Origin of the sequence: Thalassospira sp. CH_XMU1448-2 (assembly GCF_037027285.1) — a bacterium.
Classification (GTDB): domain Bacteria; phylum Pseudomonadota; class Alphaproteobacteria; order Rhodospirillales; family Thalassospiraceae; genus Thalassospira; species Thalassospira profundimaris_C.
In genome coordinates this window covers 95,759-120,958 of record NZ_JAYMEA010000004.1, presented here as the reverse complement: position 1 = coordinate 120,958, position 25,200 = coordinate 95,759, and the positions used below count along the sequence as shown (strand labels likewise).

General features: G+C 54.8%; 25 protein-coding genes. 19 read left to right on the top strand and 6 right to left on the bottom strand.

The window, feature by feature from the left end:
• Nucleotides 1-260: 260 nt before the first annotated feature.
• On the bottom strand, nt 261-1,952 hold the full coding sequence (locus WA318_RS15660) for a chloride channel protein (protein ID WP_336082591.1): 1,692 nt from the start codon (nt 1,950-1,952) through the stop codon (nt 261-263).
• Between the two features lie 548 nt (nt 1,953-2,500).
• Here WA318_RS15660 and rpsF point away from each other — a divergent pair.
• The 12 genes from rpsF to WA318_RS15600 all read left to right on the top strand — a co-directional run bounded on the left by rpsF (nt 2,501) and on the right by WA318_RS15600 (nt 13,735).
• Complete coding sequence (gene rpsF / locus WA318_RS15655; RefSeq protein WP_068518611.1) at nt 2,501-2,878, top strand: 30S ribosomal protein S6; 378 nt, start codon at nt 2,501-2,503, stop codon at nt 2,876-2,878.
• A 22-nt stretch (nt 2,879-2,900) separates the two neighbouring features.
• Nucleotides 2,901-3,134 (top strand): 30S ribosomal protein S18, encoded by a 234-nt coding sequence (gene rpsR, locus WA318_RS15650; RefSeq protein ID WP_114098362.1) that lies wholly within the window; start codon nt 2,901-2,903, stop codon nt 3,132-3,134.
• Between the two features lie 44 nt (nt 3,135-3,178).
• Nucleotides 3,179-4,120: a DUF2232 domain-containing protein gene (locus WA318_RS15645; RefSeq protein ID WP_336082587.1), complete on the top strand. Its 942-nt coding sequence runs from the start codon at nt 3,179-3,181 to the stop codon at nt 4,118-4,120.
• Nucleotides 4,120-4,728, top strand: coding sequence for a 50S ribosomal protein L9 (gene rplI, locus WA318_RS15640; RefSeq protein WP_114098363.1), 609 nt, complete (start codon nt 4,120-4,122; stop codon nt 4,726-4,728). Before WA318_RS15645 ends, rplI begins: the two co-directional genes overlap by 1 nt.
• Nucleotides 4,729-4,948: 220 nt before the next feature.
• Nucleotides 4,949-6,487 carry a replicative DNA helicase gene (locus WA318_RS15635; protein ID WP_336082585.1) on the top strand — a complete coding sequence of 513 codons (1,539 nt, stop codon included), beginning with the start codon at nt 4,949-4,951 and terminating at the stop codon, nt 6,485-6,487.
• 49 nt (nt 6,488-6,536) lie between these two features.
• The gene (alr, locus tag WA318_RS15630; RefSeq protein WP_114098365.1) at nt 6,537-7,658 is read left to right on the top strand and encodes an alanine racemase; all 1,122 of its coding nucleotides are present in this window, start codon (nt 6,537-6,539) and stop codon (nt 7,656-7,658) included.
• Between the two features lie 59 nt (nt 7,659-7,717).
• Nucleotides 7,718-8,491, top strand: coding sequence for an MlaE family ABC transporter permease (locus WA318_RS15625; RefSeq protein WP_114098366.1), 774 nt, complete (start codon nt 7,718-7,720; stop codon nt 8,489-8,491).
• Between the two features lie 17 nt (nt 8,492-8,508).
• The gene (locus WA318_RS15620; protein WP_336082580.1) at nt 8,509-9,285 is read left to right on the top strand and encodes an ABC transporter ATP-binding protein; all 777 of its coding nucleotides are present in this window, start codon (nt 8,509-8,511) and stop codon (nt 9,283-9,285) included.
• Between the two features lie 66 nt (nt 9,286-9,351).
• Nucleotides 9,352-10,764, top strand: coding sequence for a DNA repair protein RadA (gene radA / locus WA318_RS15615; protein WP_336082578.1), 1,413 nt, complete (start codon nt 9,352-9,354; stop codon nt 10,762-10,764).
• 49 nt (nt 10,765-10,813) lie between these two features.
• Nucleotides 10,814-11,500 (top strand): CvpA family protein, encoded by a 687-nt coding sequence (locus tag WA318_RS15610; protein ID WP_114098369.1) that lies wholly within the window; start codon nt 10,814-10,816, stop codon nt 11,498-11,500.
• Between the two features lie 64 nt (nt 11,501-11,564).
• The gene (gene purF / locus WA318_RS15605; protein ID WP_114098370.1) at nt 11,565-13,025 is read left to right on the top strand and encodes an amidophosphoribosyltransferase; all 1,461 of its coding nucleotides are present in this window, start codon (nt 11,565-11,567) and stop codon (nt 13,023-13,025) included.
• Nucleotides 13,022-13,735, top strand: coding sequence for an SDR family NAD(P)-dependent oxidoreductase (locus WA318_RS15600; protein WP_336082575.1), 714 nt, complete (start codon nt 13,022-13,024; stop codon nt 13,733-13,735). Before purF ends, WA318_RS15600 begins: the two co-directional genes overlap by 4 nt.
• 50 nt (nt 13,736-13,785) lie before the next feature.
• On the opposite strand, the gene WA318_RS15595 is transcribed toward WA318_RS15600, so the two are convergent.
• Nucleotides 13,786-14,691, bottom strand: a complete 906-nt coding sequence (locus WA318_RS15595; protein WP_336082573.1) for a LysR family transcriptional regulator — start codon at nt 14,689-14,691, stop codon at nt 13,786-13,788.
• Nucleotides 14,692-14,797: 106 nt separating this feature from the next.
• Between WA318_RS15595 and WA318_RS15590 the strand changes: the two genes are divergently transcribed.
• Together WA318_RS15590 and WA318_RS15585 are read left to right on the top strand one after the other, a co-directional pair.
• Nucleotides 14,798-15,835, top strand: a complete 1,038-nt coding sequence (locus WA318_RS15590; protein ID WP_336082571.1) for an aldo/keto reductase — start codon at nt 14,798-14,800, stop codon at nt 15,833-15,835.
• Between the two features lie 138 nt (nt 15,836-15,973).
• Complete coding sequence (locus WA318_RS15585) at nt 15,974-16,462, top strand: c-type cytochrome (RefSeq protein WP_336082569.1); 489 nt, start codon at nt 15,974-15,976, stop codon at nt 16,460-16,462.
• An 83-nt stretch (nt 16,463-16,545) separates the two neighbouring features.
• Here the strand turns inward: WA318_RS15585 and der are convergent, their stop codons facing one another.
• The 3 genes from der to WA318_RS15570 form a co-directional block, all read right to left on the bottom strand.
• The gene (gene der, locus WA318_RS15580; RefSeq protein WP_336082567.1) at nt 16,546-18,072 is read right to left on the bottom strand and encodes a ribosome biogenesis GTPase Der; all 1,527 of its coding nucleotides are present in this window, start codon (nt 18,070-18,072) and stop codon (nt 16,546-16,548) included.
• A gap of 117 nt (nt 18,073-18,189) precedes the next feature.
• The gene (locus WA318_RS15575; RefSeq protein WP_258548709.1) at nt 18,190-19,482 is read right to left on the bottom strand and encodes an outer membrane protein assembly factor BamB family protein; all 1,293 of its coding nucleotides are present in this window, start codon (nt 19,480-19,482) and stop codon (nt 18,190-18,192) included.
• Nucleotides 19,483-19,595: 113 nt separating this feature from the next.
• Nucleotides 19,596-20,246: a DUF2659 family protein gene (locus WA318_RS15570; protein ID WP_114098376.1), complete on the bottom strand. Its 651-nt coding sequence runs from the start codon at nt 20,244-20,246 to the stop codon at nt 19,596-19,598.
• Between the two features lie 511 nt (nt 20,247-20,757).
• Between WA318_RS15570 and WA318_RS15565 the strand changes: the two genes are divergently transcribed.
• From WA318_RS15565 to WA318_RS15555, 3 genes are all read left to right on the top strand, one after another.
• Nucleotides 20,758-21,183 carry a hypothetical protein gene (locus tag WA318_RS15565; RefSeq protein WP_114098378.1) on the top strand — a complete coding sequence of 142 codons (426 nt, stop codon included), beginning with the start codon at nt 20,758-20,760 and terminating at the stop codon, nt 21,181-21,183.
• 171 nt (nt 21,184-21,354) lie between these two features.
• Nucleotides 21,355-21,711, top strand: a complete 357-nt coding sequence (locus WA318_RS15560; protein ID WP_114098469.1) for a DUF2794 domain-containing protein — start codon at nt 21,355-21,357, stop codon at nt 21,709-21,711.
• 128 nt (nt 21,712-21,839) lie between these two features.
• Nucleotides 21,840-22,511: a tetratricopeptide repeat protein gene (locus WA318_RS15555; RefSeq protein WP_336082559.1), complete on the top strand. Its 672-nt coding sequence runs from the start codon at nt 21,840-21,842 to the stop codon at nt 22,509-22,511.
• Nucleotides 22,512-22,573: 62 nt separating this feature from the next.
• On the opposite strand, the gene fliN is transcribed toward WA318_RS15555, so the two are convergent.
• Nucleotides 22,574-22,876 carry a flagellar motor switch protein FliN gene (fliN, locus tag WA318_RS15550; protein WP_114098379.1) on the bottom strand — a complete coding sequence of 101 codons (303 nt, stop codon included), beginning with the start codon at nt 22,874-22,876 and terminating at the stop codon, nt 22,574-22,576.
• Between the two features lie 225 nt (nt 22,877-23,101).
• Between fliN and WA318_RS15545 the strand changes: the two genes are divergently transcribed.
• A complete protein-coding gene (locus tag WA318_RS15545; RefSeq protein WP_114098380.1) occupies nt 23,102-24,214 on the top strand; it encodes a PLP-dependent cysteine synthase family protein in 1,113 nt (370 codons plus the stop codon).
• A gap of 148 nt (nt 24,215-24,362) precedes the next feature.
• The gene (locus WA318_RS15540) at nt 24,363-25,139 is read left to right on the top strand and encodes a hypothetical protein (RefSeq protein WP_336082555.1); all 777 of its coding nucleotides are present in this window, start codon (nt 24,363-24,365) and stop codon (nt 25,137-25,139) included.
• Nucleotides 25,140-25,200: the final 61 nt, after the last annotated feature.

The window sequence follows — 25,200 nt, the reverse complement described above, 5'->3', positions numbered from 1 at the left end:
CAAATATACCCTTGTCCGCTTCTACGAAGGCTGTGCCGAATAATCGGCCTTAAAATTGAGCCACCCTTGATAACGTGCCCGCCTCCGCTGTCAAGGACAGATGCGGTTTTTTGGCTGTCATATCCAAACCTTGCAAACAAGGTGGCACGGAAATTCATGATTTCAAGTTAAAAGGCAGCAAACATGTATGACATGTTTGCTGCCTTTCATGAAGGACTCCCTATCGTGCAGCGCACAAATTCGCCCATTGTTCTTGGAACTTAGCCAATATAGTGCTGCATGCTCGAAACCACGCTGTCCGCAATATGCGACTTGGTAATCACACCGCAAACATCATCCTGACGCGGCACACCACGGCACGGCTTCACCACAACAGCGGCGCGCGCCTTGCGGCGTTCCATACGTTTGATCACGTCATACATGTTCATGTCATCGACAACGACGACGAAATCTTCGCCGATCAATTCCTTAAGCGTCTTGTTGCCCTTGTCACCAACGACCGAGAACAAAGCTGTCTGATCAGGAATAACACCGGCAATCCTGTCTCCTTCGAGGACAATCATCGGATTTGGTTCCGGGGATGAGCCGATCTTGTCGATGATTTCCGATACCCGAAGCGCCGCTTCGACATAAAGCTGTCTGGTTGTCATGACCTCGCGGACCGGATGAACCATGAACATGTTGCTATGACGCTCTTTGGGGATATGACGTCCACGCAGAACCAGCTTGGACGTATAGATCGTCTCGCTGATGATCATGCGACGGAAACCAAGCGCAATGGCAACGGCGACGATCAGCGGTACAATTATATTATAGTCGCGCGTCATCTCGAAGATCATGATGATCGCGGTCATTGCCGCACCAGTACCAGCCGCAACAACCCCACCCATCCCGACAAGTGCGAACTCGACAGGCGTAATGCCTGCTTCGGGGAAGATCATATTGCCGACCACGCCGCAAGTTGCGCCAAGCGTTGCCCCAGCAAACAGGGATGGCGAGAACACACCACCCGACGCCCCGGAACCGATACTGACCGAGGTTGCATAGAGCTTGGCAAAGAACAGGATCACCAGCAGCGGCAAGGAAGTCATCGCCCCGCGCAGGATATGCTGGATCGTGCCATAGCCGACACCGTCAACATAATAATTGCCACCCGTCAGCAGCAGGACATACATCAGAATACCGACCGAAAGCATGCCAACCGCATGACGGGTGTAATCATTTCCCGGCATTTTCTTGAAAAATGCCCCAGTGATCAGCATCGAGCGGATCAACATCCAGGCCGCAACACCACACAGAAGACCAAGCACGACATAAACAACAAGCGCCTGAAGATCGATTGCCGACACTTGCGGGACGGCAGCAAGGGGCACGTCAAAGGCTGGTGCCAAACCAAATGAGATCCGTCCGATATAGGTCGCAGCCCCGGTTGCAATCACCACCGGCAAAAATGTACGGGTAGAAACTTCGGGCATCATCAGCTCGATGGCAAACAGCACGGCACCAAGTGGTGTATTGAAGGTCGCCGCAATACCTGCGCCCGCCCCGGCCGCAAGCAGCGTTATGCGCTGGCCGGTCTGCAGCCTGAAAATCTGGGCGATACTTGAACCCAGCGCCGATCCGACTTGAATGATCGGGCCTTCGCGACCAACCGATGCGCCAGTGCCGATTGAAAGCGACGACGCGATTGATTTGACCAGTGCGACCGTCGGGCGAATACGGCCCTGTTCGAAATAAATGGCGTTCATCACTTCGGGAACGCCATGGCCTTTGGCCTCGGGGGCGAAATTATTGACCAGAAAGACCACGAACATCCCGCCGATGACAGGCACCAGAATGAATAAAGGCCCCCAGCTGCTCGGCTCGGTCAAAAGGTTGGCATCATATTCAATAGAGAAGACGCCAAAATACGCGATGTTATGGATCAGGGCGACCAGAGCACGGAACGCCACTGCTCCGTACCCGGTGACGATACCGACACATAACGCAAGTAAACATAAATTGAATAACGATGCCCGGCGTGAAGACGCAGCATCAATAGAAGGCTCTGGCATTACAAATCCGCGTGTCATGAAACTTGGGACTGCAGAACCGGTATTCGGGACAAGAACGCTCGATACGCGTCACCCGGCCCGTCCCTGTAGCTGAACAGGAATAATCAACAGGGCGCGTCAGTTACCGGCACAACGAATGCAACAAGGCCTACTCGCTTGAATTTTTCGTTTCAAGTGTGAACCAGTTCACGCATATCGGCTTCCTGAAAAGTGCAACACTGACAATATGCCCCCAAATGGTCACAACCCGATACAAACCAACACGCATTGAAGTTTTCGCGCTCTGTGTGCCTGCCTGTGGAAAACGTGCATTTGGCGTTGCACTAATGGGCGAAAAGTGTATATTCCGCCGTCTCACGGCTCCTTGCCGGGATTGCCCGGCTATGCCTGCATGACATGAGGTCATGTACGGAAGAGATAAGCCACAAGGAGTGATTAGGAGTATTATGAGCAAGTACGAAAGCGTGTTTATCGCACGTCAGGACTTCTCGACCGCACAGGTCGAAAGCCTGAACGAAAAGCTGACCCAGACCATCGAAGGTCTCGGTGGCAAGATCGCTAAAACCGAATATTGGGGTCTGCGTTCCCTGGCATACCGTGTCAAAAAGAACCGCAAAGGCCACTATACTCTCTTCCAGATCGAAGCTGAAAAAGATGTGATCGCGGAATATGAGCGTCAGATGCGCCTGAACGAAGACGTTCTGCGTCAGATGACTGTCAAGGTTGACGAGTTCGAAGAAGAACAGTCTGCCATTCTGCGTAACCGCGACGAGCGCGGCGGTCGTGGCGGTAATCGCCGTGGCGGTCCCCGTCAGCACGGCTAACAGATAGCGAGGAGATAATATCATGGCTGGACGTCGTCTGTTTTTCCGTCGTCGCAAATCCTGCCCGTTCTCGGGTGATGATGCGCCGAAGATTGACTACAAAGATGTCAAACTGCTGCAGCGTTTCGTTTCCGAACGCGGCAAAATCGTTCCGAGCCGTATCACTGCGGTTTCGGCCAAGAAGCAGCGCGAACTGGCAAAAGCCATTAAACGTGCACGCTTCCTGGCGCTGCTGCCCTACGCAGACCAGGTCTGAGGCAGTCGGCAAGAGACCCTTTTGTGGTCTCGGGCCGGGAGTAAATGATGCAACGTGACACCCTCATAGCGATTGGTTCAGGACTGGGCAGTGCCGTTCTGTTCCTGTTGGTTCTATCAGGAAATCCGATTGCGCTTTTGCTCTCATATTTCGGGCATTTGCCGCTGTTCCTTACGGGACTTTGGCAAGGACCCAAACGCCTGCTGGTTGCGGCAGTAGCCGCATGCAGTGCCCTCGTTCTTCTGGGGGGATTGCTGCCTTTCACGGTCTTTATGATCGTGTTTGCCGGACCGGCGATGTTGTTGACCCGCATGGCGCTGGTCATCCGGAAAGATGAAAATGGCAATGTTGCCTTTCTTCCATCCGGAATTGTCGTAAGTGCCATGGCCGTCATGGTCGCAACGGTGATGATCTTCATTACCGGGACTTTGACGGCGGAAGGTCTGGACATTCAGGAACTCATTTCGAAGCTCCTGAGCCAGATGTACTCGGAAATGGGTGTCCCTATGACATCCGATGTTCAGGGTCTGATTGGCATGTTCCAGGTTTACTTCCCGGCGATTGCTGCGGTGAGCTGGCTGATGATGCTGTTCGCCAATGCGGCAATCGCACAGGCAATTCTGGTGCGTGCAGGCAAAAACCTGCGTCCGACACCAAGAATGGCGACTTTCGCCTTGCCTGGCTGGTCACTGTTTGCGTTCGCCCTGGCCGGGTTTACGGTCGGCTTTGCCGATGGATCCCTGGCCTATGTGGCGCGAAACGTCGCGGTGGTACTGGCAGTGCCGTTCCTGTTTCAGGGATTGGCACTGGTGCATGGGCAGGCAGCCCGATGGCCGCAAAAACGTATGATACTGACGGTGTTTTACATCGTCGCGGTTCTGTCCAGTTGGTCCTTTGTTGCGATCACCGGACTTGGAATTATTGAGCATTTAATCAGGCTGCGGGGGAAAGAACCGATGACCCGTAGCAATGAGGAGGATCGGTGATGGAAGTTATTCTGCTCCAGCGGGTAGAAAAACTCGGTCAGATGGGTGACGTAGTCTCCGTCAAGCCGGGCCACGCCCGCAACCGCTTGCTGCCGCAGGGCATGGCCCTTCGTGCAACCAAAGCAAACCTTGCTGTGTTCGAAGCACAGAAAGCACAGCTCGAAGCTGACAACCTTGACCGCCGCAAAGACGCCGAAGCGGTTGCCGAGAACATGGGTGAACTCGCTGTTACCCTCGTTCGCCAGGCATCCGACGTCGGTCAGCTTTACGGTTCGGTAACTGCACGCGACATCGCAAACGCAGTAACCGAAGCCGGTTTCACTGTTGCTCGTACCCAGGTTGTTCTTGATCAGCCGATCAAAAACCTTGGTCTGCACCAGGTCAAAATCAACCTGCACCCGGAAGTTGCTATCGAAGTAACTGCCAACGTTGCACGTTCTGAAGAAGACGCTGAAGAACAGCTCCGCAAAGGCGGCGCAGTTCTTGGCACCATCGACGAGATGGAAGCTGAAGAAGCTCTGGAAGCTGCTGAAGAACTCTTCGAAGAAGACGTTCCGGCTGACATGGCTGACGAAGCTGCTGAAGGCGAAGAAGAAACCAACGCTTAATTGCAGGTTTTCTTCCAAGACCATTCAAGAGACGGCATATCCGCAAGGATATGCCGTTTTCTTTTGTCCGGTGCGTTCATTGGACCATTGTCGGAACAGATTTCCCGAACGGGATCAAAAACCTGCACTGCGGTCGACCTCTGCGCTTGCGGAATACCCGCTATGAGTTATACCGATTAACTCTTTGCGGCCAACCGGATGACTGATACCTTTTCCGCCCATGACAGATCCCAATCTTGACGCCCTTTTCGCTCCTCTGGATATGAACCACGGTGCCGACACCGACATGGTGCTCGAACGCATGGCTCCTCATAACTTTGAGGCAGAGGCTGCCCTTCTTGGCGCGATCCTGAACAATAACGCCGCCTATGAGCGCGTTTCAGACATCCTGCGACCGGAACATTTCGCAGATGCCCGGCACGGCCGCATTTTCGAAGCCTGCGGCAAGCAGATCGAACGTGGCCAACTGGCCAACCCGGTCACGCTCAAGGCGTATTTCAAGCAGGATGAGGAACTTGCTGAAATCGGCGGGGCGCAATATCTGGCAGAACTGTCAAACAACCTTGTCTCGGTGATCAATGCCGGTGATTACGGCAAACTGATCTATGACCTTTATCTGCGGCGCGAGCTTATCGAGCTTGGCGAAGATGTGGTCAACGAGGCCTATAAGCACGAACTTGATACCGATGCCACCACCCAGATCGAAAAGGCAGAACAGAAACTGTTCTCGCTGGCGACGGCAGGGGCTGCTGAATCGGGCTTTGTGGCCTTTGGTCCTGCACTGGCCAAGGCTTATGAGAATATCGATCACGCCTATAAGAACGCCGGTCGCGTTGTTGGCGTGACCACCGGCTTGCGTGACATTGACCGCAAGCTGGGCGGTCTGCATCCATCAGACTTGCTGATCCTTGCGGGTCGTCCGTCGATGGGTAAAACAGCCCTTGCGATGAACGTTGCCTTTAACGCCGCCATCGCATCGCATCAGAACCGCGCAGCAGGTGAAGACCCCCGTGACGAGGTCCGTACAGGTGCGGTTGCCGTCTTCTCGCTTGAGATGGCCGCCGAACAGCTTGCCGGTCGTCTTCTCTCGCAGGCCGCCGAGGTATCGGGCGATAATATGCGCCGTGGTGACCTGAACGAACAGGATTTCGAACGCCTGCTTCTGGCGACACAGGAACTCAATACTGTTCCGCTTTATATCGACGATACGCCCGCCCTTCCGGTATCTACCCTGCGTACCCGTTGTCGCCGACTGAAACGTCAGCACGGCCTGGCGATGATCGTCGTCGATTACCTTCAGCTTCTGGCACCGCCAACCAACTTCCGTGGTGACGGTCGCGTGCAGGAGGTCTCGGAAATTACCCGTATGCTCAAGGCGATTGCCAAGGAACTCGAAGTTCCGGTTCTTGCCCTGTCACAGCTTTCGCGTGCGGTTGAACAGCGCGAAGACAAACGTCCGCAGCTTTCTGACCTTCGTGAATCGGGCTCGATCGAGCAGGACGCCGACGTCGTCATGTTCATCTATCGCGAACAATATTATCTCGAACGTGCCGAACCGGCCCAACGCCCGGAAGAAGCCACCGACAAGTTCGGTGAACGCTATGCGCAGTGGCAGGAACGTTTGAACCATGTCTACAACACCGCTGAGGTAATTGTTGCCAAGCAGCGTCACGGCCCGGTGGGCAATGTCCGCCTGTTCTTTGACGGGAACTACACCAAGTTTGGCGATCTTGATCACATTGAAGAAGAATATGAGTAAGGATTGGGGTAACGCCCATCCGTAACTGGATTCCACGGGGTATTTACGAATGACCGTTCTTCCCGCCGTCGGCCGTGCTGCCGAGTGCGCGGAACTGCAGATCAATCTGAAAGCAGTTGCCGACAACTACAAGATCCTGACCAAACGTTATACCGGGCGCACCTGTGGCGCTGTGGTAAAGGCAGATGCCTATGGTCTTGGTGCAAATACCATTGTTCCGGTTCTCAAAAAGCAGGGATGCCGGTTGTTCTTCGTCGCACAGGCCAACGAGGCCGCCGAACTTTTTCCGGTTCTGCGGGGCGGCGGACGGATCGCAGTTCTCAATGGCGTGCTGCCCGGCGACGAGGAATTCTTCATCGAGAATGATGTCATTCCGGTCCTGAACGATCTTGAACAGATTGAACGCTGGTCAAATCTGTGCCGCGAATATGAACGCCCTGCCCCGGCCTTTATTCATCTCGATACCGGCATGAGCCGCCTTGGCTTGACCCCGCTTGATGTCAGCCATCTGGTTGATCGCTATTCATCCCTGCTTTACGGGTTTGAAAAGGCCGGTTACATGACCCACCCGGTCGCAGCAGACGAAGCCGGAAACCCGATCACCAAGGAACAGTATGACCTGTTCATGAAATGGTATCGCAGGCTTCCGCCTGCCCCGCGCGGCTTCTGTAACTCGTCGGCCATTTTCCGCGACAAGGAATATCATCTCGAATTCTGCCGTCCGGGCTATGCACTTTGGGGGGGCAACCCGACACCCGAAGCCGCAAACCCGATGCGCGCTGTGGTAAACCTTAAGGTCAAGGTTCTGCAAGTTCGCGAAATCAACGAACCACAGACTGTCGGCTATGGCGCGACATGGCAGGCCAAACGCAAATCCAGGATTGCAACCATTGCTCTTGGTTATGCTGACGGCTGGCTGCGCTCCTTGTCCAATGCCGGAAAATTGCTGATCAAAGGGCACGAAGTCCCCTATGTCGGGCGTGTATCGATGGATGCGATCACAGTTGATATCACCGATCTTCCGGGCAAGCCCCTCAAGGCCGGTGATATGGTATCGCTTCTGGATGACAAGATGACGGTTGACGATGTCGCATCTGCTGCTGGTACAATCGGTTACGAGATACTAACTTCGCTTGGACATCGCTATCGGCGGGTCTATACAGAAAGCTGATCCATAAAAACTGGCCAGACTATGTTGGCAGGCCGATAACAGGGGACTTCGAAGTACAGATGCCGATCTTTGCGCCGGTTGGCCATATCTTTCTGACCTTTCTGGCCCTTGTTGGTCGCGTGACAGTGTTTGCAGGTCGGACAGTTGGCCATATGGTTACGCCGCCGATCTATTTCCGTCTCATTTTCAAACAGATGCGCGAGATCGGCTATTTCTCGTTGCCGGTGGTTGCCATGACCACCCTGTTTGCCGGGATGGTTCTGGCCCTGCAATCCTATTCGGGGTTCTCGCGCTTTTCTGCCGAAAGTGCCGTTGCCACCGTGGTTGTCATTTCCATGACCCGCGAACTGGGTCCGGTTCTGGCCGGTCTTATGGTGGCTGGCCGTGTCGGTGCAGCAATTGCAGCTGAAATCGGCACCATGCGGGTTACCGAACAGATCGACGCGCTTGTCACCCTTTCGACCAATCCGTTCAAATATCTGGTGGTTCCGCGCGTTATTGCCGGTCTGATCACCCTGCCGGTTCTGGTTCTGATCGGGGATATTATCGGGGTTCTTGGCGGCTATCTGGTTGGTGTGAACAAGCTTGGCTTTAATGACGGGTCCTATATCCGCAACACGTTCCAGTATCTTGAACAGCTTGATGTTGTCTCGGGTCTGGTCAAGGCGGCGGTGTTTGGCTTCATCATCACGCTGATGGGCTGCTATCACGGGTATCATTCGCGTGGCGGTGCGCAGGGCGTTGGCCAGGCGACGACGAATGCGGTTGTATCAAGTTCCATCCTGATCCTGATTTCGAACTATATCGTCACCGAACTCTTCTTTTCGCGATAAGGGCCGGTGAACGCATTATGACCAGCCCTGCCAAAATATCGCTTCGCAATGTTCACAAGGCCTTTGGCCCCAAACAGGTGCTTCAGGGTGTCGATCTTGACGTTGCGCCGGGTGAATCCGTTGCCATCATCGGCGGATCGGGCACCGGCAAATCGGTAACGCTGAAATGCGTGCTGGGCCTTCTGAACCCGGATCAGGGATCGATCACCGTTGACGGTGTCGAGATGACCGATGCCAGCCAGGCAGAACGCGACGCAATGCTTGCGAAAACCGGCGTGCTGTTTCAGGGCGCTGCCCTGTTTGATTCCCTTTCGGTCTGGCAAAATGTCGCCTTTGGCCTGATCGAAGGGCGCGGCATGAAACCGCGTGAGGCACGCGAGGTTGCCATTGCACGCCTTGCCGATGTCGGGTTGGGTCCGGAAATTGCCAATATGTCACCGGCGTCTTTGTCAGGTGGCATGCAAAAACGTGTCGGTCTGGCCCGTGCCATTGCGACCGAGCCGGAAATCCTGTTCTTTGACGAACCGACCACCGGCATTGACCCGATCATGGGCGACATCATCAATGACCTGATTGTCAAATGCACCCGCGAACTTGGTGCCAGTGCGATGACCATCACCCATGATATGGCAAGTGCGCGCAAGATCGCCGATCGCGTCGCCATGCTCTATCAGGGCAAGATCATCTGGGATGGTCCGGTCAGCGAAATTGATCAGTCCGACAACCCCTATTTGAAGCAGTTCGTTGCCGGTGATATCGAAGGCCCGCTGGAGCTTGATCTCAAGCACCTCTAGTCCGCCAGAAGCCCCGCACACCTGCAAAGCATTTACTGACCACCTTAACGACCATCGGAGTATTCTGTGGCCAAAACCCAAAGCCGTTTCATCTGTCAGAACTGTGGTGCCGAATACCGCAAATGGACCGGCCGTTGCGATGGATGTGGCGAATGGAACAGCATCGAGGAAGAACGCGTTGAAACCGGCCCGAAGGCCGCGGGTGGCATTGCCGGTGGTGCCAAGGGTAAAACCATCGAATTCGTCGCCCTTGAGGGCGAAAGCGCCAGTCCCAAACGCATCATAAGCGGCATCACCGAACTTGATCGCGCCTGTGGTGGCGGACTTGTACCGGGATCGGCATTGCTGGTCGGTGGTGATCCGGGGATCGGGAAATCGACAATCCTGCTTCAAGCCGTTGGCGCGATGGCCGCCCGGCACAAATGCGCCTATATCTCGGGCGAGGAAGCGGTTGACCAGGTTCGCATGCGTGCGGCCCGTCTGGGGCTTGAGAAGTCCAAAGTCGATTTTGCGGCCGCGACCAGCCTGCGTGATATCATAACCACCCTTGAATCCAGCAGCCACGAAGTCGTGGTCATTGACTCCATCCAGACCATGTATGCCGACACACTTGATAGCGCGCCGGGCACAGTGTCACAGGTCCGCGCCTGCGCACTGGAACTGATCCGCCTTGCCAAGCGCAAGGGCTTTGCCGTGCTTCTGGTCGGTCACGTCACCAAGGAAGGCCAGATCGCAGGACCGCGCGTTCTGGAACATATGGTCGATACGGTTCTGTATTTCGAAGGCGAACGTGGCCATCAGTTCCGCATTCTGCGCGCGGTGAAAAACCGTTTTGGCGCGACTGATGAAATTGGCGTGTTTGAAATGGGCGACGCCGGTCTGGTCGAAGTTCCGAACCCGTCTGCCCTGTTTCTTGCCGATCGCGACGCACCGGTCAGTGGAACAGCGGTCTTTGCCGGGCTGGAAGGCACCCGTCCGATGCTGGTCGAGATCCAGGCGCTGGTCGCGCAATCGGCCCTTGCGACACCACGTCGTGCGGTTGTTGGCTGGGATTCTGCGCGCATGAACATGATCCTTGCCGTTCTGGATGCCCGTTGCGGATTACCGCTCAGCCAGTTTGACGTTTATCTTAATGTCGCTGGTGGCCTGCGGGTTGGCGAACCGGCCGCCGATATGGCGGTTGCCGCCGCCCTTATTTCGGCCGTGGCAGATGCCCCGGTTCCTGCCGAGACCGTGATTGTTGGTGAAATCGGTCTTTCGGGCGAAGTTCGTCCGGTCGGACAACTCGAATCGCGGCTCAAAGAAGCCACCAAACTTGGCTTTGGCAATGCCTATACCCCCAAAAACGGGACACAGGGCAAGAAGAAGCTGTCGATCAAGGGCCTCAATCAGACCGAAATCGGCCATCTTCAGGATTTGGTAAATCTATTCGGCGACGATGTCCGCGACAAGGTACGCCCGCGCGAAGGCATGTATTGAGCTCGCCCGTGCGTCCCCAGACTGATTGACTGACAAGGTTTAAGAACAGATGGATTTCTCCGCCCTACCCGATCTTGGCGCACGCGATGTGTTTGACCTGATTGTTGTCGGCATCTTGCTGATCTCGGGTGTGTTTGCCTTTTTCCGCGGCTTTATCCATGAAACCTTGTCGATGATGGGCTGGCTGGGGGCTGGTCTGTGTGCGCTTTATGGCTATCCGGTTGCCAGACCCTATGTGCGCGATCTGATCCCGTCCGAACTGATTGCCGATCTGGCAACCGGTGTTGGCCTGTTTCTGATCACGTTTCTGATTTTCTCGTTCATCAGCGGCCGGATCGGTCGGGCTGTTCAGAATTCCGGTCTTGATAGTCTCGACAGCACGCTGGGCTTTGTTTTTGGTCTTTTGCGCGGCGCCCTGATCGTCTGTATCGGCTTTTTGGCATTGTCTTGGCTTCTGCCCGCAGATTCGCAACCTGACTGGGTTCGCGACGCCCGCACACGCCCGGTTCTTGAGGAAGGTGCGTTCCTCATTATGCGCATGGCTCCTGACGAAATTTTCGATACCACGGCCCAAGAGCTTGAGCGCGCTCAGCGCAAGGCCGATGCAAATGAGCAAACCTATCGTCAACTTCTTGGTCCGGAGCCAAAAGGGACTGGACCCAAGCCCCTAAACGGGTATACAAGGCCCTCGCGCGATGATTTGGATCGCCTGATTGAGGCGACCACTAACGAGTGAGGCGTGTGGGTTTCGTAGAGAATACGTTGTCCGTGCGCCACCGGCGAGAGAGCGGAACCCACTCATGCTGACCACCAATCCATTTGATGACGACAAGCTACGTGAAGAATGTGGCGTCTTTGGCGTTTTTGGCTCCCCCGATGCGGCGGCTCTGACGGCTCTTGGCCTTCATGCCTTGCAACACCGCGGACAGGAAGCTGCTGGTATCGTTTCCTATGACGGCGAAGATTTTCCTGCCCACCGGGCTTCTGGCCAGGTTGGTGATATCTTTGGTTCGGAAGACGTAATCAAAAGCCTGCCCGGCCAGCGTGCCGTCGGCCATGTGCGGTACTCCACCGCAGGTGGCAAAGGCCTTCGTAACGTTCAGCCGCTTTTTGCCGATTTTGAATTTGGCGGTTTGGCGATTGCCCATAACGGTAACCTGACCAACTCGCTTGCGGTACGTGACCGTCTGGTCAAACGCGGGTCGATCTTCCAGTCGACCTCGGATACCGAAACCTTTATTCACCTGATCGCAACCAGCCTGTACGAGAAAATCATTGATCGCCTGATCGATGCGGTTCGTCAGGTCGAAGGTGCCTATTCTCTGGTCGTGATGACCCAGAAGAAACTGATCGGTGTACGTGATCCGCTTGGTGTCCGCCCGCTGGTTCTCGGCAAGCTCAATGATGCCTATATCCTGTCGTCGGAAACGGTCGGTCTGGATATTGTTGGCGCGGAATTCATCCGCGACATCGAACCGGGCGAGATCGTCGAAATCACCGATGAAGGTCTTCGTTCGATCAAGCCGTTCAAACCGGTCAAATCACGCTTCTGCATTTTCGAGCATGTCTATTTCGCCCGCCCCGACAGTATCGTCGAAGGAACAAGCGTTTATGACGTGCGCAAGAATATCGGTCGTGAACTGGCCCGTGAGTCTGCTGTTGAAGCCGACGTTGTCGTGCCGATCCCCGACTCAGGTGTTCCGTCCGCCCTTGGCTACGCCGACGAAAGCGGTATCCCGTTCGAACTGGGCATCATCCGCAACCACTATGTCGGCCGTACCTTCATCGAACCGACCGATCAGATCCGCCATCTTGGCGTGAAGCTGAAACATAACGCCAACCCCGGCAAGCTTAAGGGCAAGCGCGTTATTCTGGTTGATGACTCGATCGTGCGTGGCACCACCTCGACCAAGATTGTTGATCTGGTCCGTCAGGCCGGTGCCGCCGAAGTCCATATGCGCATCACCAGCCCGCCGACCATGAACCCGTGCTTCTATGGCGTTGATACCCCGTCCAAAGACAAACTGATGGCGGCCAATCACGACATCGAAAGCATGGCAAAGATCATTGGTGTGGACAGCCTTGCCTTTGTCACCATTGACGGGCTGTATCGTGCGACCGGTCTTCCGGGCCGCGACAATGACAGCCCGGCATTCTGTGATGCCTGCTTTACCGGCGACTATCCGATCCGTCTGACGGATCACAATGCCGAAAACAAGGACCGCAAGCTGAGCCAGCTGGTTGAAAGGCAATCTGCATGACCGAAACCAAACGTCTTGAAGGGCGCGTGGCACTGATTACCGGTGCCTCGCACGGGATCGGTTATGCTGTTGCCAAACGCTTTGCCGCCGAAGGCGCACATGTCATCGCGATTGGTCGCAATGTCGGCGCGCTTGAAGAACTGAGCGACGAAGTTACCGACGCAGGTGGCAAGATTTCGCTGCTTCCGATTGATCTGACCATGTTTGAAAAGGTTGATGCCATTGGCCCGACCATTTTTGAACGGTTCGGCAAGCTTGATATCGTTGTTGGCAATGCCGCCCTTCTGGGGGAACTGGCACCGGTTGGCCATATCGACACGCAGATTTTCGACAATACCGTTGCAACCAATGTGACGTCGAACTTCCGTCTGATCCGTACTGTCGACAAGCTGCTGCAGCTTTCCGATGCTGGCCGTGCGATTTTCGTGACCTCGAACGCATCGGCAAAGGGCCGTGCTTTCTGGGGGCTTTATGCTGCCACCAAGGCGGCCCTTGAGGCCCTTGTGCTTTCCTATGCGCAGGAGCTCGATGATAGCAAGGTCCGTGTCAATCTGGTCAATCCGGGGCGTATCCGCACCAAAATGCGTGCAGAAGCCTATCCGGGTGAAGATCCGCAGTCGCTTCCGACACCTGACAGCATCACCGACGTGTTTGTCGATCTGGCAGAAACCAGCTGCACCAAACATGGCGAAGTGGTTGACGCTTACTAAGCTTCGAACCAGCGCAATTTTCAAAGGCCGGGTATTTTGCCAGGCCTTTTTCAGTTCAGATCGACATTTTCAATACAGAAATCTAGGAATGCCCGCACGCGCGCAGGCATAAGCCCGCCCTGCCCGACATAGACAGCATGAATATCAACGCCGCCGCCGGGGTTAAACGCCTCAAGCAGCACACATAGCCTTCCTGCATCCACATCGTCTCTGACATGAAAAGCCGCCAGACGGGCAACGCCACCGCCCGCAACGGCCAGCTGACGCGCGCTTTCCGCATCCCCGACACAGACCTTGCCGCCGGGCATGACTGTCTTGATCGTCCCGTGATCATCAAACGACCATTCACTGATCGCACGCGGAAAGTTATAGCCGATCAATTGATGCTCACTTAAATCCTCGACAGTGCGGGGCGTGCCAGCCCCATCCAGATAATCCGGCGAGGCGACAATCACCATGCGGCATTGTCCCAGCTTGCGCGCAATCAGGCCGGATGACGGCAAAGGACCACTGCGAATGGCGACATCTGCCCGTTCCTCATACAAATCAACAACCTTGTCACTGACGGTGATATCAAGATCGATATCGGGGAAGCGCGCCTGAAAAACCGGAACAAGCGGCAAGATGCGATACAAACCGACCGGCATATTCACACTGACGCGAAGCTTGCCACGCGGCTGAACGGCCCTTGCCGCTTCGTCCTCTGCATCACTCAGTTCCGCCAGAACATTGACCGCACGGTCGTAGAACCGCTGTCCTTCCGGTGTCAGTTGCAATTTCCGCGTCGACCGGTTGAGCAGCCGCACGCCAAGGCGGCTTTCGAGCCGCCCGACAAGTTTGCTGACGGCAGATGGTGTCATCTTGAAATCACGCGCCGCGGCAGAAAACCCGCCCCGTTCGATCACACGGACATAGACTTCCATTTCCCCGGACCGGTTTGTGTCAAGACGCGCCATTTGGAATTCAACTCACAAATAATGTTCCTTAGGTCGTACTAGTTGAAAATTGATCCCCTGTCCATATTCGCACCAGTTCAAACGATCACCTCTCAGGAGACTGAATATGGAATACAGGCAACTGGGCCGGTCCGGCCTTCGGGTTCCCGCCCTTTCGCTCGGCACGGGCACCTTTGGCGGACAAGGTCCGCTGTTTTCAAACTGGGGCACAACGGATGCCCGCGAAGCCGCATCCCTGATTGATATCTGCCTCGAACATGGGGCCAGTCTTTTTGACAGTGCCGATGTTTATTCCGATGGCGCATCCGAGACCGTTCTGGGTCAGGCGATCAAGGGACGGCGCGATCAGGTCATGATTTCAACCAAACTCGGCCTCCCGATGGGTCAGGGGCCCAATGACTATGGCACCGCGCGCAGCCGCCTGATTGCCGGCACCGAACAGGCACTGTCGCGCCTTGGCACCGATTATATCGATCTGCTGCAACTTCACGCCTTTGACGCCCATACCCCCATCGAGGAAGTTCTTGTTACCCTTGATGATCTGATCCGGGCCGGGAAAATCCGTTATATCGGGGTTTCAAACTTTGCCGGATGGCAGATCATGAAATCGCTTTCTATTGCTGAGTGCCACGGTCTGTCACGCTATGTTGCCAATCAGGTTTATTATTCACTGGTTGGTCGGGATTACGAATGGGACCTGATGCCCCTTGGTGAGGATCAGGGACTTGGCGCACTGGTCTGGAGCCCGCTTGGCTGGGGACGGCTGACCGGCAAGATCAGCCGTAACAAACCCGCCCCGACCCAAAGCCGTTTGCATGAAACCAGTCAGTTCGGCCCGCCTGTCGATGACGCAAAACTTTACGACATCATCGATGTTCTTGACGAGATCGCGGTCGAGACCGGCAAAACCGTTCCGCAGGTTGCCATTAACTGGCTGTTGCAACGCCCGACCGTTTCCTCGGTGATTATCGGGGCACGCAATCAGCAACAGCTGATTGATAATCTTGGCGCAATCGGCTGGTCGCTCGACAAGGGTCAGATCGCCCGTCTTAACCGGGTCAGTGATCGCACACCGCCCTATCCGCATTATCCCTATTACACGCAGGATGGCTTTGCGCTGCTTAATCCGCCTGCCCGACACTAGGCCGTTTTCCCGGGTGATGATCCCCGCTCATGACCCGGGAGACCATTTAAAATTTGCCCGCACCATCAATTGATTGCATTTACCCGCCCCGGGTCGTTAGCATGGCCGCAACCCGCAACAAACAATCTGGGAATAGCCATGAAACAGGCGCTTCGTAACTGCATTCTTTCTCCTTTGGGGACTTTTGGCCTGGCATTGATCATTGCAACACCCCTGACCCTGCCAAATGCCACAGAGGCGCAAACAGCCGACAACGGCTCGACGAGCGCCGCCATAAGCGAAATGGATGCAGAACGCGGCAAGGACCTGTTTGCGGAGCGTGGCTGCGTGGTTTGTCATGCAGTCAACAATGTCGGGGGCGATATCGGCCCCGGACTTGATGCATCCAACATGAATATCGCGCGTGAACCGTTCGAGTTCTTTGCACGCATGTGGCGCGGTGCAGAATCGATGCTTCATCTGCAACAGGCCGACCTTGGCTATCAGATTGATTTTTCCGGACAGGACATCGCCGATATCTTTGCCTTTGTGCAGGATGGTGACATTCAGGAAAGCTTCACCGAAGAAGACCTGCCCGAACATATCCGCGAAATCATCGATAACGGCCCGTCGATCCCCAAAAACTGATCGGTCCGCGATACAGACAGACAAAAAGCCGCCCCTGTTGACCAAGGGCGGCTTTTTCATGTGTTGAACAAGAAGTCCCGAAACTAGCGTTTCTTTTTCTTCTTGGCATAAGGGTTATCACTGCTGCGCAGATAGATACGGATCGGAACGCCGGGCATGTCGAAATCTTCGCGCAAGCCATTGATCAGGTAACGCGTATAGCTTTCGGGCAGTTCAGCCGCCTTGGAGCAGTTGATAAAGAAGCTTGGCGGACGCGATTTCGCCTGGGTCATATAGCGCAGGCGAATACGACGCCCCGAAATGACCGGCGGCAGATGCCGTTCGGTGGTTGCTTCCAGCCAGCGGTTAAGCTGTGAAGTCGGGATACGGCGGCTCCAGATATCGTGAAGATCAAGCACGGTTGGCATCAGGCTGTCGGTGCCGCGCCCGGTCAATGCCGAGAATGCCAGAACCGGAATACCCTTGGCCTGTGCAAAAGACGTATCAAGCTTGTCACGCAGGGCCTGCATCACTTCTGCCTTGTCGCGGACAGCATCCCACTTGTTGACCGCAATGATCAGGGCTCGGCCTTCTTCAAGTACCATACGGGCAATCGTGAGGTCCTGCTTGTCTAGGGTATTGGTCGCGTCAAGCATCAGAACAACGACCTGTGCATACCGGATGACGCGCAGGGTATCGGCAACCGAAAGCCGTTCGACACGGTCATCGATCTTTTTCTTGCGGCGCATACCCGCTGTATCGACCAGACGGATCGGACGACCTTCATAGGACCAGTCAACCGCAATCGAATCACGGGTCAGGCCCGCCTGCGGGCCGGTCATCACACGATTTTCACCCAGAAGCTGGTTGAGAAGTGTGGATTTTCCTGCGTTCGGGCGACCAACGATTGCCAGCTGAATTTTCGAATTATCGCGCGATCCTTCGACGATCAGTTCACCATCTTCGTCTTCGTCATCTTCGTCAAATTCGATTTCAAAGGACGGGAAGACCTCGCCCTCGTCATCGGCAAAGCCGTCTTCGTCAATCAGATCGTCGCTATCTTCATCTTCCAGACCAGCCGCCTCGGCCGCCGCTTCGCGGGCATGCTGTTTGGCAACACGCTCGCGGTCTTTCCATTCTTTCCAATGGGGTTCGAGCAAATCATACAGAAGCTCGATGCCAAGACCATGTTCGGCTGAAATTGGTGCGACATCGCCAAGACCAAGGCCATAGGCCTCGTAAAGCCCCGGATCCTGATCCTTGCCTTCGTGTTTGTTGGCAATGACATAGACCGGTTTGTGGCGCTTGCGCAGCCAGTCGGCAAAATGGTTATCAAGCGGGGTCAGGCCTGCACGGGCGTCGATCAGGAACAGCGCAACATCGCATTCCTCGAACGCCTTCTCGCTTTGCTGGCGCATCATGCCTTCGACCGAATCATCGAATGCTTCTTCCAGACCGGCGGTATCGATAATGTCGAACGACATATCGCCCAGACGCGCCTTTCCATAGCGGCGATCACGGGTCACGCCAGGCTGGTCGTCCACCAAAGCCAGCTTTTTGCCGACCAGACGGTTAAACAGGGTCGACTTCCCGACATTGGGGCGACCGATAATGGCAACTTTAAGCGACATCTGACTTTCAGACTCTCGTTATAAAAGGCGTTATGCGCCGACGGCTTTCACTGCCCTCGGCGCATCGCAAATCCTGCAAGGAAACCTTGCGAAAAACTCTATGTTCGAACTGACTGATCAGCGATATGCGATTAGATCGGCATCCGCAGTCAGGAAGTAAAGGCTGTCACCTGCAACCGATGGCGGCAATGTGATCGGCCCGGATACCTCATCCTTGCCGAGAATGTCACCGCTATAAGGGGAAACAGTCATCACTTCGCCCTGCTCGTTACCTACGATCAACCTGTCACCGACCAGTACCGGACCTGTCCAGACAATCGGCTCTTCCTGGTCTTCGGGATCGACAAAACGTGGCAGAACCGTCACCCATTTAACCTGTCCGGTCTTCCGACGCAAGGCAATCAGATCATTTGTGTTGGTTAGCAGGTATACGTAATCGCCGGCCACCCATGGCGACTGGATGCCACCGGCCTCCAGTTCCCAGACCCGATAGCCGGTACGAAGGTCAATCGCAACGGTCAGACCGGAGTTACTTGTCGCAATCACAAGATCATCATCAATGACCGGAAGGCCGCGAATATCGGCAATTGCCGACACCGCATCGGTACGTCCTGCACCGGCCAGTGCATCCGACCAGATCACCTGACCGTTTTCAACACGAAGGGCATAAATCTCGCCTGTCGAATAGGCCGAAATCACCACACCCTGATCAACCGCCGGGCTTGCACCACCGATAAAGGATGCGCCTTCGGCTGCACCACGATGGTTCCAAAGCGTTTCACCGGTCATCGCATTGAGCGCGATGGTCTGGTTATCAATGGTAATGGCAAAGACACGACCACCGCGCACTGTCGGCGCCGAACGCATCGGTGCACTGACCTGGCTGCGCCACAGAACCTTGGCACTTGGTGCATCAATGGCAACGATCTCGGCAAAGCCGGTGGTGGCATAGATGATCCCGCGCTCATAGGCCAGACCACCGCCAAGAAGCGTGCTGTCCTCTTCGTCTTCGGGCGCCAGTTCGAGTGACCAGATTCTTTTGCCGTTATTGGCAGCAAATGCACGCACTTCGGCACTGGCATCAATGGTAAAGATCACACCGCGCGCAATGATCGCCTGATTAAGCAAAAGGTTGTCATCCATTGACCCCTCGCCGATATCAATCGACCAGTCCTGCTTGAGAACGTCATTATCCAGACCGACATGATGCAGGGCATGGCTCGGATAGCCGCCATTCTGCGGCCAGTCGACCATCGGTTCGGGTTCCGGAAGGATCACACGCTGGTCAGACAGTTCGACATCGGGTTGAACCGTGCTTTGCAGGGCAAGAACCGAGATGCGTTCACCCGGCAATGGCGGTTCTTCTTCGCCACCAAGCCAACCCGAACACCCGGCCAAAAGGCCTGTCATTCCCATTACGCACAGAACTGACTTAATACCGCGTGTGGTCAAAACCGTTTCCCCTGATTCAAGCTGTCGTCATGGTGGCCGGGTTTGTTCCCGGCCATCCTGTCTGGACCTTGTTAGGCACCAACGGCCTTGAGAAGTTCACTTGCGCGTGCGCGCATGCCTGACGGTGCTTCATTGTCATCGGCAATTTCCGTCAGAAGCGGTTTGGCTGCATCAACTTCACCCGAGGCAACATGCAGCAAGGCAATCATTTCACGCGCAGAATAGTACCAGGCGTTTTCCGGAACCGCGATCGGTTGAAGACGCGTGATCAGGTCCTTGGCATTGGTTTCATTTGCGCTGTTCATCGCAATTTGAACCACAGCAAGATCACGGTAAACGTCATCAATTTCGGAGTTGCCAGCAATCGCTTCAAGTTCGGTCACTGCGGACGGAACGGCACCGGCACGCAGGTAAACTGCGGCTTTCTGGAAATGACCAAGGGCAACAAAACCGGCATTTCCGTCGGCAATAATCGCATCAAGCGCTTCAAGCGCGGCATCCTGTTTGTCGTCACCTGCATTTGCCAGTTCGACAGCATTGGCAAGGCGGGTGCCATTTTCGATGCTGGTGGTGTGTTCATAAGTTTTCCAGCCTTCACGACCGGCAACCCCCAACACAATCACAGCAGCAGTGCCGATGACATATTTCCCGTATTTGCGCCACAGTTCTTCTGTGCGTTCGCGCTTCAGGTCTTCTTCGACTTCCTGGAAAATATCAACCACGAAAACGGCTCCAATCCGGTCACAATAAAGCGGGCAACCTGCCCGCTTATCTGAATTAATTCTGGCAAGGATTTAACGCGCCAGCACGTACAGGGTCAAGTCTGCTCGAAGCCAAACCCGGCAATCGGCCAATTATTTTGCCCGATTGCCGCTATATGGCCTGTATCTGGCCAGTGCAAAGCTTGTTTCCGTACTTTTTCATCCAGCAGTTAAGTCCGCATTTTGGGCAAAATCGGGGCAAATTTACCGATGCAGGGAAAGAATTGCCTGTTCCCGCGGACCGATCAGGCGGATTTAAACCGGTTTGAAAGATTTTCCACACATCATCATCAGCATAAAATGATCAGCGAAAAGCTCCAAAACGACTGAAAACAAACCTAACCCTGCCCATATGACAAGAACAGGGACAGATGACGACAAATCCGGCACGGGGCTTGCTTTGTTAACAGTCAAGGGAACAGATTTCACAATGCTATCGGTCAAAATTGCCCGGTAGATGGACGGAGACACCATGGAACGTCGTCAGAAAGTGTATAGCCGGCATGATGCCAAGCGTGTCATTCGACAACGTATTCTGGCCGGGCTGTTTGCAACATTGTTGGGAACCGGCGTTTCTGGCTGCAGCACCACAATGTCTGACATTGCCGGAACCAGCATCTTCACAGGCGGGGAATGGTATCTGGCCTTTGACGTTGTCAGTATCATCAATACCGACAAAACCCTGATTGACCATGTGGTGTCGCTTTCGACCGGTCAGGATTGCTCAACCATCCGCAAGCTTGACGGTAAATCCTATTGCAAAAAGGATCCGGTCCCCGAAACCCCGCTCTATTGCTATCGTACGCTGGCAGCCGTCAATTGCTATCGCACGCCTGACCCCTATAATACCGGGGCACAAACCGTTGACTGGCCGCCGACGAGATCACGCAGCCTTTAACAGCCAATCACCTGATTTTCCTGGGATATTCAAACCGGCCACACGCGTTGTGAACCGGTTAATGCCCATTGAAACTTGAGGCGAAAGTCAATCCGCGCTACCGTGTCATATGGTTGTCATGTTCTGCTTTCAGGTCAGGGCAACCAGACGATCACATTGTCGGAGAATGACATGGGAACACTGTTCGATTTGGCAAAATATCGCAAAGCCAAAAGCTTTGTACATTTTGACCGGTCCGAACTGATGCGGCTCATGAATACCTATTCCCGCCAGGTTGCAAGTGGTGCCTGGCGCGACTACGCGATTGACCATCTTGACGGCATGGCAATGTTTTCGATTTTCCGTTCCACGCATGAAACACCGCTTTTCACCGTGATCAAGCTGGGCAGCGAACACAAGAATGCCGGACAATATCTGGCACTTCATAGTGGCGAGCGAATCAAGCAAAGTTCTGATATCACCAACGTTCTCGAGGCCATCGAAAAGCGCGCGCGTAAAGTCGTCCCGCTGTTTAAAAACAATTCCTGATTACAAAAAAAGCGGACAAAAAAGTGCGTCTCCCTGTTTCGACTACCATCAGGCTCGCAACAATTGCGGCCCTGATCAGCTCAGCCTTCTTGCTGGCCCTTACGCCTACCCCCGCCCAAGCCAGCAAAATGAGCCGCGAATATCAGACCGGCTATTACGCCTATCAGTCCGGGGACTTCAGCGAAGCCAGACAGCAGTGGGAAATCGCAGCCCTGAATGATGACCCTTATGCACAATATGCGCTGGGACTTTTGAACTATCGCGGAGACATGGGACGCCCCGATTATCCGGAAGCCGTCAAATGGTTTCACAAGGCCGCGCGCGCCAATCATAGCGGCGCGATCTATTATATCGGGCTTTTGTATTACAACGGGCACGGCGTGAATTATGACCAGTTCCGCGCCACTGAATATTTCAAGCGCGCCTTGCAAGCTGATCCCGGAAACGGGGATGCTGCCTTTCTGACTGGCACGCAATATTTCCACGGGCGCGGTGTGCGTCAGAACTTTGTTGAAGCGGCCCACTATTTCGAACTTGGCGCAAAGGCCGACAATCACGCCGCCCAGTTCATGTATGGCGCCCTGCTTGAACGCGGCTGGGGGCAGGAAGAAAACCAGGCAGAAGCCTATTACTGGCTAAGGCGCGCCACACTTGGCCCGATCACCTTGCCGCCGGGCCTGAACCTTGAAACCCCGATGGACCCGATGGCCGCGGTCTCGGCACTTGAAGCCCGCCTGCGTCCTGAGGAAATCACGCGCATCGACAAACGTCTTCAGACGGAAGGATTCATTCCAAATTAAAAGGCCGCATCATGCGGCCTTAAAACTTCTATCCCGTGCCTGTCTGTCTGGCAGTATCGCGTCTAATGATGGGTCTCGATGATTGTGCCGGTCTTGACCACTTCGGTAATCGTCACACCAAGATTTTCGTCCACCACCACCAGCTCGCCACGCGCAACCAGCCGGTTATTGACATAGATATCAACGGGTTCCCCAACCCGACGGTCAAGTTCAAGAACCGCACCACGGGTCAGACGCATCAATTGCGCGACCTGAATCTGGCTTTTGCCAATCACCGTCGAAACGCGCACCGGCACGTCATAGGCCGCACCAATTTCTGATGCACCATGCCGCTTGGAAAACGGGTCTTTATCGTCAACAGCCATGATTTAGCGCCATCCGGTCTGGTCGAAGGAATCGGGAACCTTGAATTATAAAGGTTAGCTTTGAAAAAAGTGTTAGCAAGCCCAATCTCTTAAAAATTGTCAGATCGCCAAAATGTATCGACACAATTTCACTGTAGTTTTTTGTATTATAATCCCCTACACAAGTGCCCATTCGCGATTTTCATGTTCGCCATGATGTGATCCAACCTGACGCCAGGATGTTAAATGACATATGACCGCCAATGGGTGGCTGACGCCATCAGCAAGATCGAAGCTGATTTCAACCGGTCGGCAGACACCCACCTGATCCGCCTTGATCTGCCGAAACTTGACGGGATTGGCTTGTATCTTAAAGATGAGTCGACCCATCCTTCTGGCAGTCTCAAGCACCGTCTGGCGCGCTCGCTGTTTCTCTATGGCCTGTGCAACGGCTGGATCACCAGGGACACGCCGGTTATCGAGGCATCAAGCGGATCAACCGCCGTGTCAGAGGCCTATTTCGCACGCCTGCTTGGCCTGCGTTTTATCGCCGTCATGCCGAAATCGACCTCGCAACAGAAAATCGACCAGATCGCATTTTATGGCGGAGAAAGCCATCTGGTAGATCACAGCGGTCAGATCTATGAAGAATCCCAACGCCTGGCGCGCGAACTTGACGGCCATTACATGGACCAGTTCACCTATGCCGAGCGCGCAACCGACTGGCGCGGCAACAACAACATTGCCGAAAGCATCTTTGATCAGCTTAAACGTGAACCCCATCCGGTTCCGCGCTGGGTTGTCGTCGGTGCGGGTACGGGCGGCACATCATCGACCATCGGTCGCTATGTCCGTTATGGCCGGACATTGGGGCAAGGCTGCGAGCTTTGCGTGGCTGATCCGGAAAACTCGGTCTTTTATGATGCCTATGAAACCGGCGACTGTTCGGTGACCGGCACCAAGGGATCGCGCGTCGAGGGCATTGGCCGTCCCCGTGTCGAGCCAAGCTTCAATCCGACCGTTGTCGATCGCATGTATCGCATTCCCGATGCCGCAAGCTTTGCCGCCCTGCATTATCTTGAACGTCATCTTGGCCGTCGCTGCGGCGGGTCAACCGGCACCAACCTGATTGCCACCCTGTCACTGATCACGGAAATGAAAAAGGCCGGGCAAACCGGATCGGTCGTGACCTTGTTGTGTGATGGCGGGGATCGCTATTGCGACACCTATTACAATCCGGAATGGATCAAGGCACAGAATATCGACCTCGCCCCCTGGACATCAGCACTTGAACAGTTTGATGCGACCGGGCTTCTTGACATGCCGCTAGATCACAAGACCGGGTATCGCAAAGCCTGACAGGCTCCAGCCGTTTCCTGAATTCAGATTAAGGCCGGGTGATCACATACCCGGCCTTTTGCTTTTGTCCAGACCCGGTTTACCCGTTTCTCACAGCTTCATTGTCTCACCGTCGGAATGCATCGGAGTGATTTAAACGAGGCATGACATGACAACAGAGAAAATCGGCGGTATCGAGCTTTATATCGAGAATGTGGATCTCGAAAATTCTGGACAGACACAAAAGGTTTACGGGACAAATTGCGCAGATGATTTCTGGGCTTTGCTGTCAAATGAACGTTCTGTATTTGCCTATGTCGACTATCTTTGGGTGCCACCCGATCTGAAACGCAACACATCCCAAAGCAGCCGGGCCCTTTATGCATGGCGCGGGGATACGCGCACCCCCGATGAAATTTTCGGCCACGGCTTTTCCCGGCGCGGGACATCCCCCGCAACCCCGGCCATTGTTTATCGCAAGGCTGATCAGGATCTTGCGCATTATACGGCCGTGTGTCTGTCAGGTACGCATGAAATCGGCGCCCTCTTCCCGCCAAAGGTTCCTGATCAGCCGGATCCTGCTGCCGAGACATGGGTTTACTGCGTGCGTTTGCGTGGATACTGGTGCCCCACCTATTCCATCCAGCAACGGGTCTATGGCAATGCTGCCAGGTTTGGCGCGACCGAACGCCAGATGGCACGCCAGAACCTTTATGCGCGCGAGCTTGCGGTCCTTAATGTCGCTTATAAGGACGTGGTCGCGGCCATTCGGGTACGGCGCGACTGGGCTGGCGAGGGATATGATGCTGGTGGCACCTTCACCTATCTCGAACTCAGGAAAAACCAGTGGGCTGCATCAGATAACAAGGCCTTTGCTGATCGCATCGAGAACTGGTGGAATACCAATAATCTGATCAACACCCAAAACGCCCTGCCGACCCCGTAATGACAAGAATAAGGCCGGTCCCGACATCACTGCACGGGACCGGCCTCAATGAATGTGCCGT

Bases quoted from the DNA above. Each gene is read 5' to 3' on its own strand.
- rpsF (WP_068518611.1), top strand. From the start codon at position 2,501: ATGAGCAAGTACGAAAGCGTGTTTATCGCACGTCAGGACTTCTCGACC.
- rpsR (WP_114098362.1), top strand. From the start codon at position 2,901: ATGGCTGGACGTCGTCTGTTTTTCCGTCGTCGCAAATCCTGCCCGTTC.
- WA318_RS15645 (WP_336082587.1), top strand. From the start codon at position 3,179: ATGATGCAACGTGACACCCTCATAGCGATTGGTTCAGGACTGGGCAGT.
- rplI (WP_114098363.1), top strand. From the start codon at position 4,120: ATGGAAGTTATTCTGCTCCAGCGGGTAGAAAAACTCGGTCAGATGGGT.
- WA318_RS15635 (WP_336082585.1), top strand. From the start codon at position 4,949: ATGACAGATCCCAATCTTGACGCCCTTTTCGCTCCTCTGGATATGAAC.
- alr (WP_114098365.1), top strand. From the start codon at position 6,537: ATGACCGTTCTTCCCGCCGTCGGCCGTGCTGCCGAGTGCGCGGAACTG.
- WA318_RS15625 (WP_114098366.1), top strand. From the start codon at position 7,718: ATGCCGATCTTTGCGCCGGTTGGCCATATCTTTCTGACCTTTCTGGCC.
- WA318_RS15620 (WP_336082580.1), top strand. From the start codon at position 8,509: ATGACCAGCCCTGCCAAAATATCGCTTCGCAATGTTCACAAGGCCTTT.
- WA318_RS15610 (WP_114098369.1), top strand. From the start codon at position 10,814: ATGGATTTCTCCGCCCTACCCGATCTTGGCGCACGCGATGTGTTTGAC.
- purF (WP_114098370.1), top strand. From the start codon at position 11,565: ATGCTGACCACCAATCCATTTGATGACGACAAGCTACGTGAAGAATGT.
- WA318_RS15600 (WP_336082575.1), top strand. From the start codon at position 13,022: ATGACCGAAACCAAACGTCTTGAAGGGCGCGTGGCACTGATTACCGGT.
- WA318_RS15595 (WP_336082573.1), bottom strand. From the start codon at position 14,691: ATGGCGCGTCTTGACACAAACCGGTCCGGGGAAATGGAAGTCTATGTC.
- WA318_RS15590 (WP_336082571.1), top strand. From the start codon at position 14,798: ATGGAATACAGGCAACTGGGCCGGTCCGGCCTTCGGGTTCCCGCCCTT.
- WA318_RS15585 (WP_336082569.1), top strand. From the start codon at position 15,974: ATGAAACAGGCGCTTCGTAACTGCATTCTTTCTCCTTTGGGGACTTTT.
- der (WP_336082567.1), bottom strand. From the start codon at position 18,072: ATGTCGCTTAAAGTTGCCATTATCGGTCGCCCCAATGTCGGGAAGTCG.
- WA318_RS15575 (WP_258548709.1), bottom strand. From the start codon at position 19,482: ATGACAGGCCTTTTGGCCGGGTGTTCGGGTTGGCTTGGTGGCGAAGAA.
- WA318_RS15565 (WP_114098378.1), top strand. From the start codon at position 20,758: ATGGAACGTCGTCAGAAAGTGTATAGCCGGCATGATGCCAAGCGTGTC.
- WA318_RS15560 (WP_114098469.1), top strand. From the start codon at position 21,355: ATGGGAACACTGTTCGATTTGGCAAAATATCGCAAAGCCAAAAGCTTT.
- WA318_RS15555 (WP_336082559.1), top strand. From the start codon at position 21,840: ATGAGCCGCGAATATCAGACCGGCTATTACGCCTATCAGTCCGGGGAC.
- fliN (WP_114098379.1), bottom strand. From the start codon at position 22,876: ATGGCTGTTGACGATAAAGACCCGTTTTCCAAGCGGCATGGTGCATCA.
- WA318_RS15545 (WP_114098380.1), top strand. From the start codon at position 23,102: ATGACATATGACCGCCAATGGGTGGCTGACGCCATCAGCAAGATCGAA.
- WA318_RS15540 (WP_336082555.1), top strand. From the start codon at position 24,363: ATGACAACAGAGAAAATCGGCGGTATCGAGCTTTATATCGAGAATGTG.